Origin of the sequence: Halobacillus sp. H74 (genome assembly GCF_052246715.1) — a bacterium.
In the GTDB taxonomy this organism is placed as follows: domain Bacteria; phylum Bacillota; class Bacilli; order Bacillales; family Halobacillaceae; genus Halobacillus; species Halobacillus litoralis_A.
Window position 1 is genome coordinate 55,096 of record NZ_JBQQCI010000005.1, and the last position, 13,955, is coordinate 69,050.

Annotated in this window: 12 protein-coding genes and 1 other annotated feature; of the genes, 11 read left to right on the top strand and 1 reads right to left on the bottom strand. The window is 42.2% G+C overall.

Annotated features, from left to right (window positions below; genetic code table 11):
* Positions 1-192 precede the first annotated feature (192 nt).
* The 3 genes from ACTWPX_RS12530 to ACTWPX_RS12540 all read left to right on the top strand — a co-directional run bounded on the left by ACTWPX_RS12530 (position 193) and on the right by ACTWPX_RS12540 (position 2,521).
* Positions 193-1,020, top strand: coding sequence for a transporter substrate-binding domain-containing protein (locus tag ACTWPX_RS12530; RefSeq protein WP_443120066.1), 828 nt, complete (start codon positions 193-195; stop codon positions 1,018-1,020).
* Positions 1,021-1,118: 98 nt separating this feature from the next.
* Positions 1,119-1,769 carry an amino acid ABC transporter permease gene (locus tag ACTWPX_RS12535; protein WP_443120277.1) on the top strand — a complete coding sequence of 217 codons (651 nt, stop codon included), beginning with the start codon at positions 1,119-1,121 and terminating at the stop codon, positions 1,767-1,769.
* 29 nt (positions 1,770-1,798) lie between these two features.
* Complete coding sequence (locus ACTWPX_RS12540) at positions 1,799-2,521, top strand: amino acid ABC transporter ATP-binding protein (RefSeq protein ID WP_443120278.1); 723 nt, start codon at positions 1,799-1,801, stop codon at positions 2,519-2,521.
* 81 nt (positions 2,522-2,602) lie between these two features.
* On the opposite strand, the gene ACTWPX_RS12545 is transcribed toward ACTWPX_RS12540, so the two are convergent.
* Positions 2,603-3,082, bottom strand: coding sequence for a LiaI-LiaF-like domain-containing protein (locus ACTWPX_RS12545; protein WP_443120067.1), 480 nt, complete (start codon positions 3,080-3,082; stop codon positions 2,603-2,605).
* A 252-nt stretch (positions 3,083-3,334) separates the two neighbouring features.
* On the opposite strand from ACTWPX_RS12545, the gene hemA reads away from it, so the two are divergent.
* The 8 genes from hemA to ACTWPX_RS12585 all read left to right on the top strand — a co-directional run bounded on the left by hemA (position 3,335) and on the right by ACTWPX_RS12585 (position 13,942).
* A complete protein-coding gene (gene hemA, locus ACTWPX_RS12550) occupies positions 3,335-4,708 on the top strand; it encodes a glutamyl-tRNA reductase (protein WP_443120068.1) in 1,374 nt (457 codons plus the stop codon).
* Between the two features lie 14 nt (positions 4,709-4,722).
* Positions 4,723-5,541 carry a cytochrome c biogenesis protein gene (locus tag ACTWPX_RS12555; protein WP_128526298.1) on the top strand — a complete coding sequence of 273 codons (819 nt, stop codon included), beginning with the start codon at positions 4,723-4,725 and terminating at the stop codon, positions 5,539-5,541.
* A 19-nt stretch (positions 5,542-5,560) separates the two neighbouring features.
* Positions 5,561-6,490 carry a hydroxymethylbilane synthase gene (gene hemC / locus ACTWPX_RS12560; RefSeq protein ID WP_443120069.1) on the top strand — a complete coding sequence of 310 codons (930 nt, stop codon included), beginning with the start codon at positions 5,561-5,563 and terminating at the stop codon, positions 6,488-6,490.
* Entirely contained in the window at positions 6,490-7,263 is a 774-nt protein-coding gene (locus tag ACTWPX_RS12565) for a uroporphyrinogen-III synthase (protein ID WP_443120070.1), read from the top strand. Before hemC ends, ACTWPX_RS12565 begins: the two co-directional genes overlap by 1 nt.
* Before the next feature lie 2 nt (positions 7,264-7,265).
* Positions 7,266-8,243: a porphobilinogen synthase gene (hemB, locus tag ACTWPX_RS12570; RefSeq protein WP_443120071.1), complete on the top strand. Its 978-nt coding sequence runs from the start codon at positions 7,266-7,268 to the stop codon at positions 8,241-8,243.
* A 33-nt stretch (positions 8,244-8,276) separates the two neighbouring features.
* Complete coding sequence (gene hemL, locus ACTWPX_RS12575) at positions 8,277-9,563, top strand: glutamate-1-semialdehyde 2,1-aminomutase (protein ID WP_443120072.1); 1,287 nt, start codon at positions 8,277-8,279, stop codon at positions 9,561-9,563.
* A gap of 131 nt (positions 9,564-9,694) precedes the next feature.
* Complete coding sequence (gene spoVID / locus ACTWPX_RS12580) at positions 9,695-10,702, top strand: stage VI sporulation protein D (RefSeq protein ID WP_443120073.1); 1,008 nt, start codon at positions 9,695-9,697, stop codon at positions 10,700-10,702.
* Between the two features lie 318 nt (positions 10,703-11,020).
* Positions 11,021-11,246: a binding site (T-box leader), on the top strand.
* A 53-nt stretch (positions 11,247-11,299) separates the two neighbouring features.
* On the top strand, positions 11,300-13,942 hold the full coding sequence (locus ACTWPX_RS12585; RefSeq protein ID WP_443120074.1) for a valine--tRNA ligase: 2,643 nt from the start codon (positions 11,300-11,302) through the stop codon (positions 13,940-13,942).
* Positions 13,943-13,955: the final 13 nt, after the last annotated feature.

The following is a 13,955-nucleotide window of genomic DNA, read 5'->3' on the forward strand; positions in this document are numbered from 1 at the left end:
TTATTTTTAAGAAATTTCGTGTATTTGTAAGGAAGGGCAAGTATTAGATCCTCCAGAGGGTGTGTTTACATTATTTTGACTATATTTGACTCCTCTTTAATTTTGGGAATAATTAGATAAATCTATATAATTTAAAGTGTCGCTATTATTACAGAAAGATGACAAACCTATGAAGGGAAGAGTTTAGTGATTATGAAGAAGTATTTATTAATGATCACCCTTAGTATTTTAACTATTTTTGCACTTGCCGCTTGCGGAAGCAGCGAAGATGATGGTGAAACAACAGGAGATAATAATGAAGATACGACAGAAGGGTCAGCAGATAAGGAATATAATTTAGTTGAAGATGGGAAATTTACTTTTGCTGCATCTGGAGAGTTCCGACCATTCAGTATGACAGATGCTAGCGGAGAAATGACCGGCTACGACATTGACGTTGCGAATGCAATTGCTGAAGAGCTTGGTTTAGAGCCCAATCCCCAAAAACAGAAATTCGCCAGTATTGTGGAGGGCGTAAAGACTGAACGTTTCGATGCAGCAGTTGCCAGCCATACCATTACTGAAGAACGGCAAAAGGAAGTCGACTTCTCCACACCATATTATTACTCAGGAGCTCAAATCTTTACTCGTCCTGATAGTGATGTTCAATCTCTTGAGGATTTAGAGGGTATGGAAATTGCCATTTCAAAGGGTTCTACCTATAGCAAATACGCTGAGGAAGTAACCGACAATGTAAAAACATATGACAGTGATGTCGTAGCTTTGCAGTCTTTAGCTAAAGGACGTCATGATGCAGTCATCACAGACTTCCTGACAGGTAAAGAGGCTTCAGGTGAAGGTCTTGAAATCGAAGCAAAAGAAATGATTGAGCGTAGTGAGCAGGCGGTAGCCGTATCTAAGGAAAACGAAGCATTACTGGAAGAAATCAATGCAGCTCTAGATAAACTTCGCGAGAATGGAACTCTTACTGAAATAAGTGAAGAATACTTCGGAGAAGATATTACGACCGTTCCTGAATAAAGTCGCTGTTTTAGAAGAGAACGAAGTCAAAAGAGTGCGCAGCTGCGTACTCTTTTTTGACCTTATGGAGGAGTTGAAGGGAATTGTATTTAAATTTTATTAACTTTTGGGATTCGTTAGTAAGCAGCCGGGGGATTTTCTTCGAGGCTGCCCAGATGACGTTGGCATTGACTGCTGTTTCTATTTTTATTGCGATTTTTATCGGTTTAATGTTTGCATTTATGAAAATCTCAAAGATTAAACCACTGGAATGGATCGCAAATATTTATATCTATGTGGTCCGCGGAACTCCTTTGATTGTGCAAATCTTTGTGTTCTATTATGGGCTTACTGAAATATGGATGATCAGCGGCTTCTGGTCCGTAGCTTTAGGACTAGCTTTCCACAATGGTGCCTATATAGCTGAAATCTTCCGAGGTTCCATCCAATCAATTGGAAAGGGCCAATCAGAAGCGGGTCGTTCGGTAGGGATGAGCAGAACATTGACGATGCGCCGTATTATATTGCCTCAAGCTTTCCGTCGCGCATTGCCTCCTTTGGGGAATCAGTTTATCATTGGTTTGAAGGATTCGTCTCTTGCCGCCTTTATCGGGGTCTCAGAGATATTCGCCGTAGCTACAACACAAGGTGCGAATACATTCGACTATATGACCTGGTTGCTCGTGAGTGCTGTATGGTATTTGATTCTTGTATTCATACTGACTCTTGCTGTCGGTATGATTGAGAAGAAAATGGCTGTAAGTGATTAATAGAGGAGGAAATTATTTTGGCAGAGCAAATGATCCATGTAAATAAATTAAATAAATACTTCGGTGATCTGCACGTACTCAGGGATATTGACTTTCATGTAGAAGAAAGCGAAGTTGTCGTACTTATCGGAGCTAGTGGTTCTGGGAAAAGTACGATGCTCCGCTGCCTCAATTTTCTTGAAATGAAAAATAGTGGCGATCTATTTATCAAAGGAAAAGAAGTGGACCCAAAGAAAGACAATTTAAATGAAGTACGTCAACAAATCGGGATGGTTTTCCAACACTTTAACTTGTTTCCCCATAAAACAGTTTTAGGTAACGTGATAGAAGCGCCAATGCAAGTGAAAAGAACTCCAAAAGCCCAAGCAAGAAAAGAAGGGAAAGAATTACTTGAAAAAGTCGGCTTAGCTGAAAAAGCAGATGACTACCCTTCTCGATTATCAGGTGGACAGAAGCAAAGGGTTGCCATTGCTCGTGCCCTTGCGATGAAACCTGAAATCATGTTGTTCGATGAACCCACATCAGCCCTGGACCCTGAACTTGTCGGAGAAGTATTACAAACGATGAAAGATCTTGCCCAGGAAGGGATGACCATGGTAGTAGTTACACATGAAATGGGCTTCGCTCGTGAGGTGGCAGACCGAGTTGTTTATATGCACGATGGTAAGATCGTTGAGACAGGAGCACCTAAGGACATCTTCGAAAACCCTCAAGAAGAGCGTACGCAAGCATTCTTAGGATCTATATTATAAAAGGGATAAATGACCATGTTTCCACTTTCCTATCCCTTTAAGAACCAAAAAAGGAGCGCGACATTCACTGTCGCGCTCCTTTTATTTTTTCTTCAATAAATAAATTCCAAAACCGATTATTACAAGCGGCCAAAAACTCTCAATTAAATCGAATATCTGTTGGACCCATAGTAACCACATTGGAGTGGTAGGTGTAAACAAGGCAAATAAACCGAGCCCTAATAATATAAGTGCTGGAATCAGGTTATGTTTTGTTTTCTGATAATGCAAAAGAAAAGCGATGCCAATGATCAGTAAGTAGGACGCCCAATGGTCGATCCAAAAGAGGAAGTGCTGTACTGCTAAGAAATGGAGACCGAATCCGAAGAGCAGAGCACCTGTGAAAAGGTTTGTGTAATCCTTAGCAATATAGCTATGTAAAAGAAATGAGCCGCCGATAACCAAGATCAGCGAGGGCCATGAGTAAAATGGACTCAACTCGGGTATATTGAGATGACGAAGGAAAAAATAGGCACCTAATCCGATTAGTAAAAAACCGAGTAATGAATTTTGCTTGTTCAAAGTGATCACTTCCTGACTGACATGATTTCCAATCTCGTTTCCTTGCGCTTTGCGCCTTGTTTTGATATATTACAATCGGATTATAATTAAAAGTGTTTCTAAATTGTTCGTTATGATTTATTATTCAATGTAATCTTATCCTATCATAACAGTTTCAAAACCTGTTCATATTTCAATAAAAAAATTGTCGGGATTTTGTGCTATAATAATGGATAAGTGCTAAGTGTTGAACGTTAAATGGGGGTAGATGAAATGCATATTTTAGCTGTTGGTCTTAATTACAGAACAGCCCCTGTGGAAATTCGGGAAAAGCTCACATTTTCTGAGGGTCGCCTGGAAGAAGCTATGTCACAGCTTAATACACAGAAAAGTGTATTGGAGAATGTGATTATTTCTACATGTAATCGTACTGAAATTTATGCCGTCGTGGACCAGCTCCACACTGGCCGTTATTATATTAAGCAATTTTTAGCAGATTGGTTCAATGTCGAAAAGGATCAGTTTTCTCCTTTTCTCTCTATTTACGAAACGGACGGGGCGATTGAACATTTGCTTCGTGTGACCTCAGGGCTTGATTCCATGGTTCTAGGAGAGACGCAGATTTTAGGACAGATGAAACAATCTTTTCTCCGTGCTCAAGAAGCGGGCTCCACAGGTACGATTTTCAATCAATTGTTCAAACAATCGGTTACAATGGCAAAGAAAGCCCATAAAGAAACGGAGATTGGAGATAATGCGGTTTCTGTAAGCTATGCAGCTGTAGAGTTAGCTCGCAAAATTTTCGGAGATTTAGTCCACAAGCATATCGTAATTCTTGGGGCTGGAAAGATGGGGGAGCTTGCTGCTAAAAACCTGCATGGTTCAGGTGTGCGGAAAGTTTCTGTCGTGAATCGTACGTTGACGAAAGCCCAACAGGTAGCAGACCAGTTCAGTGGAGACGCCAGAACAATGGACGAGTTGGAAGATGTTTTAAGTGATGCTGATATTGTCATTAGTTCCACAGGAGCCTCGGAATATGTTATTACACGGGAGCTGATGGAACCGATTCACCGTAAACGAAAAGGGAAGCCTTTATTTTTCGTGGATATAGCTGTTCCCAGGGATTTGGATCCAGCAATGGAAACGCTCGAAAGTGTCTTTTTATATGATATCGATGACCTGCAGGGAATCGTCGATGCGAATTTAGCTTTACGTAAACAGGCAGCAGAAGAGATTGAAGTCATGATTGAAGCGGAAATCGTTGAATTCAAACAATGGCTCCAAACCATCGGTGTTGTTCCTGTCATATCAGCTTTGAGATCAAAAGCTTTAGGTATTCAAAATGAAACGATGAAGAGTATTGAACGTAAAATGCCAGACTTATCTGACCGTGAACGGAAAGTACTCAATAAACATACGAAAAGCATTATTAACCAAATGTTGAAAGAACCGATCTCTCAGGCTAAGGAGCTGGCTGCCCAGCCTGACTCAGAAGAGTCCTTGCGCTTATTTACTCAGATTTTCGGTATTGAAGAACAAGTTGAAAAAGAGGTAGAAGAACAGGAAAAGAAAAGCAACGTGACAGTGAAACACAGTTCAGAGGCAAGTGAACCTATTTCGATCATCAACCCCATGGTCAATTCATAAGGGTGGACATGTAAATGCTTGAATTCAAATGGGTTTATGAACTCATTCTATTCCTCTACGGGCTCAGTCTAATTGGATACTTCATCGACTTTGTACAAAATAACCGGAAGGCTAATATTGCTGCCTTCTGGTTACTTAGTATGGTCTGGATTTTACAAACGTTTTTCCTGTTATCTCAAGTGTTCATTAAAGAAAATTTTCCGATTATGACGGTTTATGACGGACTTTATTTTTACGCGTGGATTCTGGTTACGTTTTCTTTGATCATCAATAAATTGTTCCGGGTAGATTTTCTTGTCTTTTTCACTAACGTAGTAGGGTTTCTAATTATGATTATCCATATATCGACAAGAGCACAAAACATTTTAGATAATCGTGGTGTCGCTCTAGTCAATGAACTCTTAGTGATTCATATCAGTTTAGCCATCGTTTCTTATGGCTTTTTCACATTATCGTTCATTTTCTCGATAATGTATTTACTGCAGTACCGGCTTCTAAAAAAGAAAAAGTGGAATGCAAAGCTGTTTCGGCTGGGAGATTTGACGAAGCTCGATCATTTTTCTTACATTGCCGTCATTCTGGGTGTTCCTTTACTGCTGATTGCGATTATACTTGGAGTTGTCTGGGGGTATGTATCAACAGACGTATTCTATTGGTATGACTCTAAGACTCTGGGTTCTTTGTTGGTATTAACCGTTTATATCATTTATCTGATATTGCGTGTCGTCAAGGGTTATCAAGGAAGAGCCATTTCGATTTTCAATTCAGCTGCGTTTCTATTTTTATTAATTAATTTCTTTTTATTCGGTTCATTATCTAATTTTCATTTCTAGTAATTGAGGAGGAACTCATGTGAGAAAAATCATCATTGGTTCACGTAAAAGTAACTTGGCCATCACTCAAACAGAATGGGTGATAGAACAGCTGAAAAATATCGACCCATCTTATGAGTTTGAAATTAAGCGGATTACTACGAAAGGAGATCAAATCCTGGATGTTACGCTTTCAAAAGTGGGTGGGAAAGGTCTTTTTATCAAAGAAATAGAACAAGCCATGTATGATGGTGAAATTGATATGGCCGTCCATAGTATGAAGGACATGCCTGCAGTGGTGGCTGAAGGACTGACTGTTGCTTCTGTACCGATCCGCGAAGATCACAGGGATGCCTTTGTATCGAATGATGATGTCCGGTTGAAAGACTTACCTGAAGGCAGCATAGTAGGGACAAGCAGTTTGCGTCGCGGTTCTCAAATCAAAGCTGTCCGGCCAGACCTTGAGATCAAGTGGATTCGTGGGAATATCGACACACGTCTTAGAAAGTTAAAGGAAGAAGACTATGACGCCATCATACTTGCAGCAGCAGGTCTTAAAAGGATGGGCTGGGATGATAACCTCGTCACCGAATATTTAGAGCCTGATGTATGTGTTCCTGCTGTCGGGCAAGGTGCCCTGGCGATTCAATGCCGTGAAAATGATTCTGAGCTTAGAGACTTCCTCATGAAGCTTAATCACGAATACACACAAACCACCGTAGCAGCTGAACGTAAGTTCCTCCATGATTTGAATGGAGGGTGTCAGGTTCCAATCGGGGGATACGCATATCGTCAAGGAGAAGAGATCACTTTGAATGCATTAGTAGGTACCCCGGATGGCAAAACGATTCTTCATGAAACAGTGACTGGAAAAGATCCATTAGCAGTGGGGAAAGAAGCAGCTGATCGACTGAAGGCTCAAGGCGCACAAGAAATCGTCGATGATGCCAAAGAGGAGTATGGACAATAATGAATGCATTGCAAGGGAAGAGCATTCTCATTACGAGAGAAAAATCCCAGGCAGAGCCATTTACTGAACTGATTGAAGGGCAGGGAGGGGTCGTATATCAGGCTCCTCTATTGACCTTCCAATTGAATGACTCAGGGTCTAATCGTCAGATCCTCTATCATCTTCACGACTATTCTTGGGTTTTTTTAACAAGCTCTAATGGCGTGAAGTTTTTTTTCGAGCTGCTGAGTAATAGTGATGTTGCTGTTCCGGCGCACCTTCGCTTTGCAATCATAGGAGAAAAGACAGAACAAATGTTGATTCAACATGGTCACAGGGCTGATTTCATACCAGAGCGTTTCAATGCTTCATCAATGGTGAGTCAGTTTTTTGAACGGTATCCACGACCTGGGAAGCTCCTATACATACGAGGCAGCCGTTCAAGGGATGTTATACCAGGGTCCTTTAAGGAGAAGGGCGTTTTTTTTCAATCCATTACCGTGTATGATACGCTATTAGTAAAAGATGAACACGAACAAGTAAAGGGCTGGCTTGAAAAAGACATTCTTGATGCTTTGACTTTCACAAGTCCATCAACTATTCATGCATATATGTCAATTGTAAGAAATATAGAACTGAATGGGCTTGACCTGCCATGTTTTTGTATAGGCCCGACCACTGCTGAAACAGCTAGGCGTTATGGTTTCAAACATGTCTTTACCCCGGAACAATATACTGTGGACAGCATGTTTGCCCAACTTGTCCATTACTTTTCATATGAAGGAGAACGATAACGATGAGAGACATAAACTTTAAGCGACACCGGCGTCTGCGCAGAACAGAATCAATGAGAGCGTTAGTAAGAGAAACGCACCTTCGTACAGAAGATTTGATTTTCCCTATCTTCGTGCTTGAAGGAGAAGGAGTAAAAAATCCAGTAGCTTCTATGCCTGGTGTTCACCAAGTGACATTAGACTATTTAAATGAAGAGATGGAAGAACTCGTGGATTTAAATATCCGCTCTGTCATTGTGTTCGGGGTGCCTAATGAAAAAGACGAAGTAGGTAGTCAAGCTTATCATGAAGATGGAATCGTTCAAAGGGCCATCCGTCAGATAAAAGAGGACACGCCATCACTGACGGTGGTTGCTGATACCTGTCTTTGCCAATATACAGATCATGGCCACTGTGGAGTTGTACGTGAAGGAGATATCGCAAATGATGAGTCCCTATCCTATATCACGAAAACTGCTGTCACTCAAGCACAAGCAGGAGCAGACATCATTGCTCCTTCTAATATGATGGACGGCTTCGTTGCTGCCATCCGTAAAGGGCTGGATGAAGCAGGATTCAGCCATGTTCCGGTCATGTCTTATGCTGTGAAATATGCTTCCTCATTTTATGGTCCATTCCGTGACGCTGCTCATAGCTCCCCACAATTCGGTGATCGTCGCGCCTATCAAATGGATCCATCAAATCGTCTTGAAGCGATTCGTGAAGCAGAGTCAGATGTAGACGAAGGGGCGGACTTTTTGATTGTTAAACCAGCTTTGGCCTACCTTGATATCATGAGAGAAGTGAAAGATCGGTTTAATTTACCATTAGTCGCTTATAATGTGAGCGGAGAGTATTCGATGATCAAAGCAGCTTCTCAAAATGGATGGGTCAATGAGCAAGAAATCGTCCTTGAAAAACTGACAAGCATGAAACGGGCTGGAGCAGACCTGATTATCACTTATTTTGCTAAAGATGCAGCACGTTGGCTGAATCAATAAACGATACTCAATGGTTAGAAAGGATGCGTGGTTATGAAAGATTTTAAACGTTCTTCAAATGCATATAAAAAAGCAGTAGACTTAATGCCTGGGGGAGTGAATTCACCTGTTCGTGCATTCACTTCAGTAGAAATGGATCCGATTTTCATGGAAAAAGGTTCAGGTTCGAAGCTTTATGACGTGGATGGAAATGAGTATATCGATTATGTCCTGAGTTTTGGACCTTTGATTTTAGGTCATGCAGATGAAAAGGTGACAGAGTCGTTGAAGCAAGTCACTGCTAATGGGACGAGTTTCGGTGCGCCGACAGAAATAGAAAACCAACTTGCTGAACTTGTAAAAGAGCGGATACCTTCAATTGAAATGTTACGTATGGTCAATTCAGGTACAGAAGCGACGATGAGCGCGTTGCGAGTGGCCCGAGGTTATACGGGCAGGGACAAGATTTTAAAATTTGAAGGCAACTACCACGGCCATGGGGATTCTTTGCTGATCAAAGCAGGTTCAGGTGTAGCAACACTCGGTCTCCCCGATTCACCTGGTGTACCAGAATCAATTGCCCAAAATACGATTACAGTTCCTTATAACGACCTTGAAAGTGTGCGCTATGTATTTGAAGAATTCGGTGATGACCTTGCAGCGGTCATTATTGAACCAGTTTCCGGTAATATGGGAGTCGTCCCACCGAATGAAGGCTTCCTTCAGGATTTACGACAGCTTACGGATGACAATGGGACTGTGCTGATTTTTGATGAAGTCATGACAGGCTTCCGTGTTGGTTACCATAGTGCTCAAGGCCACTTCGGTGTTACCCCGGACATGACCTGTCTAGGTAAAGTGATTGGCGGTGGACTTCCGGTCGGTGCTTATGGTGGCAAACGTGAAATCATGGAGCGTGTAGCCCCGGTAGGAGATATCTATCAGGCTGGAACTTTATCAGGTAATCCTCTTGCGATGACCGCTGGTTACGAGACGATTTCAGCAATGACCAAAGATGCTTATGCAGCGATCAATAGGAAAGTGGATCGTCTTATTGAAGGTTATCAGCAAGCAGCTGAGAAGCATGGAGTTCCTTTGACAGTAAATCGTGCGGGTTCCATGGTCGGTTTCTTCTTTACAGATGAACCTGTGACTAATTTTGAAACAGCAAACCAATCCGACTTAGCAATGTTCACCCGCTACTTCCAGGGGATGGTTCAGGAAGGTATTTATTTGCCTCCTTCTCAATTTGAAGGTTTGTTTTTATCAGTCAAGCATTCAGATGAAGACATTGAAAAGACAATTGAAGCGGCAGAAAAAGTATTCTCCACCATTAAATAAGAAAAAAACGCATGGAGTTTGAACTCATGCGTTTTTTTTAGCTTCTATATTGACTTGATGTATATAACTCCAACCTCCGCATAAGGTGATAATAGAGAATAGTTTTTATGATCTTAGGGAGGGGACTAAAAATGCAAAACAAACAAAATGTATTTTCATTTTATTTAGATGAATCGATATGGTTTAAGGAAGGACAGGGAGTACGTGAGTTGATAGGAATATCGCTTGAGCCCGAAATAACCATTGAAGAGCTGGGGGATGAAGTACGGCTGAAAGGCACAGTGGAACTGGCCGGCGAATATATACCGACTGGAGAAGCTTCCAATCAAGAGGATGGGTCATACGCTCAGTCTGTACGGGTTATGGATCATGTAGAGCCTTCCGAAGAAGGGGTTCACTTGTTTACGCATGCCTTCCCTGTGGAAATCACGGTTCCTTTAGAAAGAGTTTCAAATTTAGAAGATGTATTGATCGATATTGAAAGCTTTGACTATGAACTACCTGCAAATCGTCAACTTCGGCTGCATGCCCACTTGAATATCAATGGAGTAGAAGAAAAGCAGACGCCGGCAGCCAATCCGCATGACTTCGATGAGTCTGCAGGGGTTGGACCAGTCAACATGGAAGTGCCAGCTCAAGAAGATCGCCCAGTTTTTCCAGAACGTGAAGCACCGGTATTTCGGATTAACGACGAAAATGATGCTGGAAATCCAAATGATCAGGATGATGATGAAGGTGGGAGATGGCTTTATAAGAAAACGCAAAGCTTTCCTGAGTTTTTTGGCCATGCCCCTGATATGCATCAGCAAAGCCCTCCACCCGAAGAGAACTCCTATGAAAATACTGATAACTGGGGGGAAGTGAAGGTTGAAGATATGAATCCTTCTTCTTCTGAATCTGTTTCATCACGAGAGAGCGCAGAAGCCCCAGGAGGTATGGACGGGATCAAGCAGATCTTTAAGCATCTGTTCCCGAACAGAGAAGAAACGTACACTCAAATGAAGATGTATATTGCCCAGGAAGAGGAAACCATGTCCTCTATTGCTGAGAAGTATGACGTTTCTGTAAAACAGTTGGAGCGCGTCAATGATTACGCAGAAGATGTTTCTCCTGGACAAATCGTTTATATTCCAAGTTAAAGCCATTTATATTTGAAGGCAAGGAAGATACCCAACACCAGACCCAACAGGAAAATATCGAAGGTAGTGGGGAAAATAAGGGTTCTGATCGCTTGGAAAATTACGATTGGCAACATCGATTTTTCAATGACATAAAGCCAGTTTCTACACCATGGTGGCAAACGGTAACGATAAAAGCGGCTCACTCACAGCACCTCTTTTCTGACAGATTCAAGGATGGCTCCTGGATATTCGTCCAGGGGCTTTTGTGCATTTTTTGATCCATAGTTGACTAAATGAGTCATTTCTATATACAATATGTAATATAGTCTTTATACGTGAAATGCTTAGATAGGGAAGAGTACGTGAACAATTCCTTCAGAGAGGAAAACATTTGGTGAGAGTTTTCCAGGAACCCTGTTGATGGAAGGTCGCCCTTGATGCAGCTTCTTTGAACAATGAAGTAGGAGAAGCCGGTTAGAAGCCGTTATCTTAGTCGAGTGTACAGGAGTGATTCCTGTAAATTAAGGTGGTACCACGGAAATGAATCCCTTTCGTCCTTTTTTGGATGGAAGGGATTTTTATTTTGATAAAGAAAATAGAAGGAGGAAGGTCGAAATGAGTCAAGAAGATCTTTCGATGCCCACGAAATACGATCCTGCCACAATTGAAAAGGATCGGTATCGATATTGGGTAGATGGTAAATTTTTTGAAGCTACAGGTGACAAGAATAAGGAACCTTATACAATCGTCATTCCGCCCCCGAATGTGACAGGTAAACTTCACCTTGGTCATGCATGGGATACGACATTGCAGGATATCCTTACTCGTGTGAAACGAATGCAGGGCTATGATGTATTATGGCTTCCTGGTATGGACCATGCAGGGATTGCAACTCAAGCGAAAGTGGATGCGAAACTGCGTGAAGAAGGGGTATCACGTCACGATCTTGGCCGTGAAAAATTTCTTGAAAAGTCGTGGGAATGGAAGCATGAATATGCGAAGTTCATCCGCGCACAGTGGGAAAAAATGGGCCTCGGATTAGACTATTCCCGTGAGCGCTTCACACTTGATGACGGCTTATCTGACGCTGTAAAAGAGGTTTTCGTCACCCTTTATGAAAAGGGGATGGTTTATCGCGGAGAATACATCATCAATTGGGATCCCGCCACTCAAACGGCGCTTTCGGATATTGAAGTAGAATACAAAGATGTCCAGGGTGCATTTTATCACATGCGATACCCGTTGAAGGACGATGAAGGCACCATTGATATCGCGACCACTCGTCCAGAAACAATGCTTGGTGACACAGCCATTGCTGTACATCCAGAAGATGAACGCTACAAACATTTGATTGGTAAAAAGGCTGTATTACCCATCATCGGCCGAGAGATCGAAATTGTCGCTGACGATTATGTGGATATGGACTTCGGCTCTGGTGCGGTGAAAATCACCCCTGCCCACGATCCTAATGACTTTGAAATCGGAAACCGTCATGACTTAGAGCGAGTTCTCGTTATGAATGAAGACGGATCCATGAATGAAAACGCTGGAAAATATAAGGGTGTGGATCGGTTTGAGTGTCGTAAACAAATCGTCAAAGATCTTCAAGAACAAAGCGTTCTTTTTGAAATTGAAGACCATATGCACTCTGTAGGGCATTCTGAACGTAGCGGGGCAGTTGTTGAGCCTTATCTATCCACTCAATGGTTCGTCGACATGAAGCCACTTGCAGATGCCTCCATTGAATTGCAAAAGGGTGAAGACAAGGTCCATTTCGTGCCTGATCGCTTTGAAAAACCATACTTACATTGGATGGAGAACACACGTGATTGGTGTATTTCCCGTCAACTATGGTGGGGGCACCGGATTCCAGCTTGGTATCATAAAGAAACCGGTGAGGTTTATGTTGGCAAAGAAGCACCTGAAGATCTGGAAAACTGGAAACAAGACGATGATGTTCTAGATACTTGGTTTTCTTCTGCCCTATGGCCATTTTCGACTATGGGCTGGCCTGATGAGCAAAGCGAAGATTACCAACGCTATTTCCCGACCAATGTACTTGTTACAGGCTATGATATTATCGGTTTCTGGGTCAGTCGGATGATTTTCCAATCGCTCGAATTCACTGATGAGCGTCCTTTTGAAGACGTATTGATTCATGGCCTTGTCCGTGATGCGGATGGACGTAAAATGAGTAAATCGTTAGGCAACGGTGTTGATCCGATGGATGTCATTGATAAATATGGAGCTGATTCACTTCGTTATTTCCTATCCACTGGTTCTTCACCAGGGCAGGACTTGCGGTTCCATTGGGAAAAAGTAGAATCTACTTGGAACTTTGCCAATAAAATATGGAATGCTTCCCGGTTCGCACTGATGAATATGGGTGACTTGAAATTTGAAGATATCGACCTTTCTGGTGAAAAGTCAGTTGCTGATCAATGGATACTCACTCGGTTGAACCAGACGATAGAACAGGTGACTACCAATATCGATAAATACGAATTTGGAGAAGCCGGTCGTCACTTGTACAACTTCATATGGGATGACTTCTGTGATTGGTATATTGAAATGGCGAAACTTCCTTTATATGGCGAAGATGAAGGGCGTATATTAACAACACGGTCAATTCTCGCCTATACACTGGACCAAATCATGCGTATGCTACACCCATTTATGCCATTTATTACTGAAGAGATTTGGCAGCACTTGCCTCATGAAGGGGAGTCGATCACTCAGGCGGCATGGCCGGAAGTACGTGAAGATTTCCATAATGAGCAAGCGGTCCAGGAGATGGAACGCCTCGTGTCCATTATTCGATCAGTCAGAAATATCCGGGCTGAGGTAGATACACCAATGTCTAAAGAAATTCAGTTAATGATCCAGACGAAAGACGAAGCAGTGTTGAATGAACTTGAGAAAAACCGTGATTACTTGGAGCGGTTCTGTAATCCAAGTGAATTGACGATGGCTACGGACATTCAGGCACCTGAAAAAGCAATGTCTGCTGTTGTAACTGGAGCAGAGCTGTATCTTCCATTAGCAGGGCTGATCAACATTGATGATGAAATCGAGCGCCTTGAGAACGAATGGAAGAAATGGGATCAGGAAGTAACACGCGTCCAAAAGAAACTTTCCAACCAGGGTTTTGTCAGTAAAGCACCAGAGCATGTAGTTGAAGAAGAACGTGAAAAAGAAACAGACTATCTTGATAAACGTGCGAAAACAGAAGCACGCATCAAAGAGTTAAAAGCATAATCGGTATGGGAGG

What these genes read in the sequence shown, in the direction of transcription:
- ACTWPX_RS12530 (WP_443120066.1), top strand. Translation starts at nt 193, where the DNA reads ATGAAGAAGTATTTATTAATGATCACCCTTAGTATTTTAACTATTTTT.
- ACTWPX_RS12540 (WP_443120278.1), top strand. Translation starts at nt 1,799, where the DNA reads ATGATCCATGTAAATAAATTAAATAAATACTTCGGTGATCTGCACGTA.
- hemA (WP_443120068.1), top strand. Translation starts at nt 3,335, where the DNA reads ATGCATATTTTAGCTGTTGGTCTTAATTACAGAACAGCCCCTGTGGAA.
- ACTWPX_RS12555 (WP_128526298.1), top strand. Translation starts at nt 4,723, where the DNA reads ATGCTTGAATTCAAATGGGTTTATGAACTCATTCTATTCCTCTACGGG.
- ACTWPX_RS12565 (WP_443120070.1), top strand. Translation starts at nt 6,490, where the DNA reads ATGAATGCATTGCAAGGGAAGAGCATTCTCATTACGAGAGAAAAATCC.
- hemB (WP_443120071.1), top strand. Translation starts at nt 7,266, where the DNA reads ATGAGAGACATAAACTTTAAGCGACACCGGCGTCTGCGCAGAACAGAA.
- hemL (WP_443120072.1), top strand. Translation starts at nt 8,277, where the DNA reads ATGAAAGATTTTAAACGTTCTTCAAATGCATATAAAAAAGCAGTAGAC.
- spoVID (WP_443120073.1), top strand. Translation starts at nt 9,695, where the DNA reads ATGCAAAACAAACAAAATGTATTTTCATTTTATTTAGATGAATCGATA.
- ACTWPX_RS12585 (WP_443120074.1), top strand. Translation starts at nt 11,300, where the DNA reads ATGAGTCAAGAAGATCTTTCGATGCCCACGAAATACGATCCTGCCACA.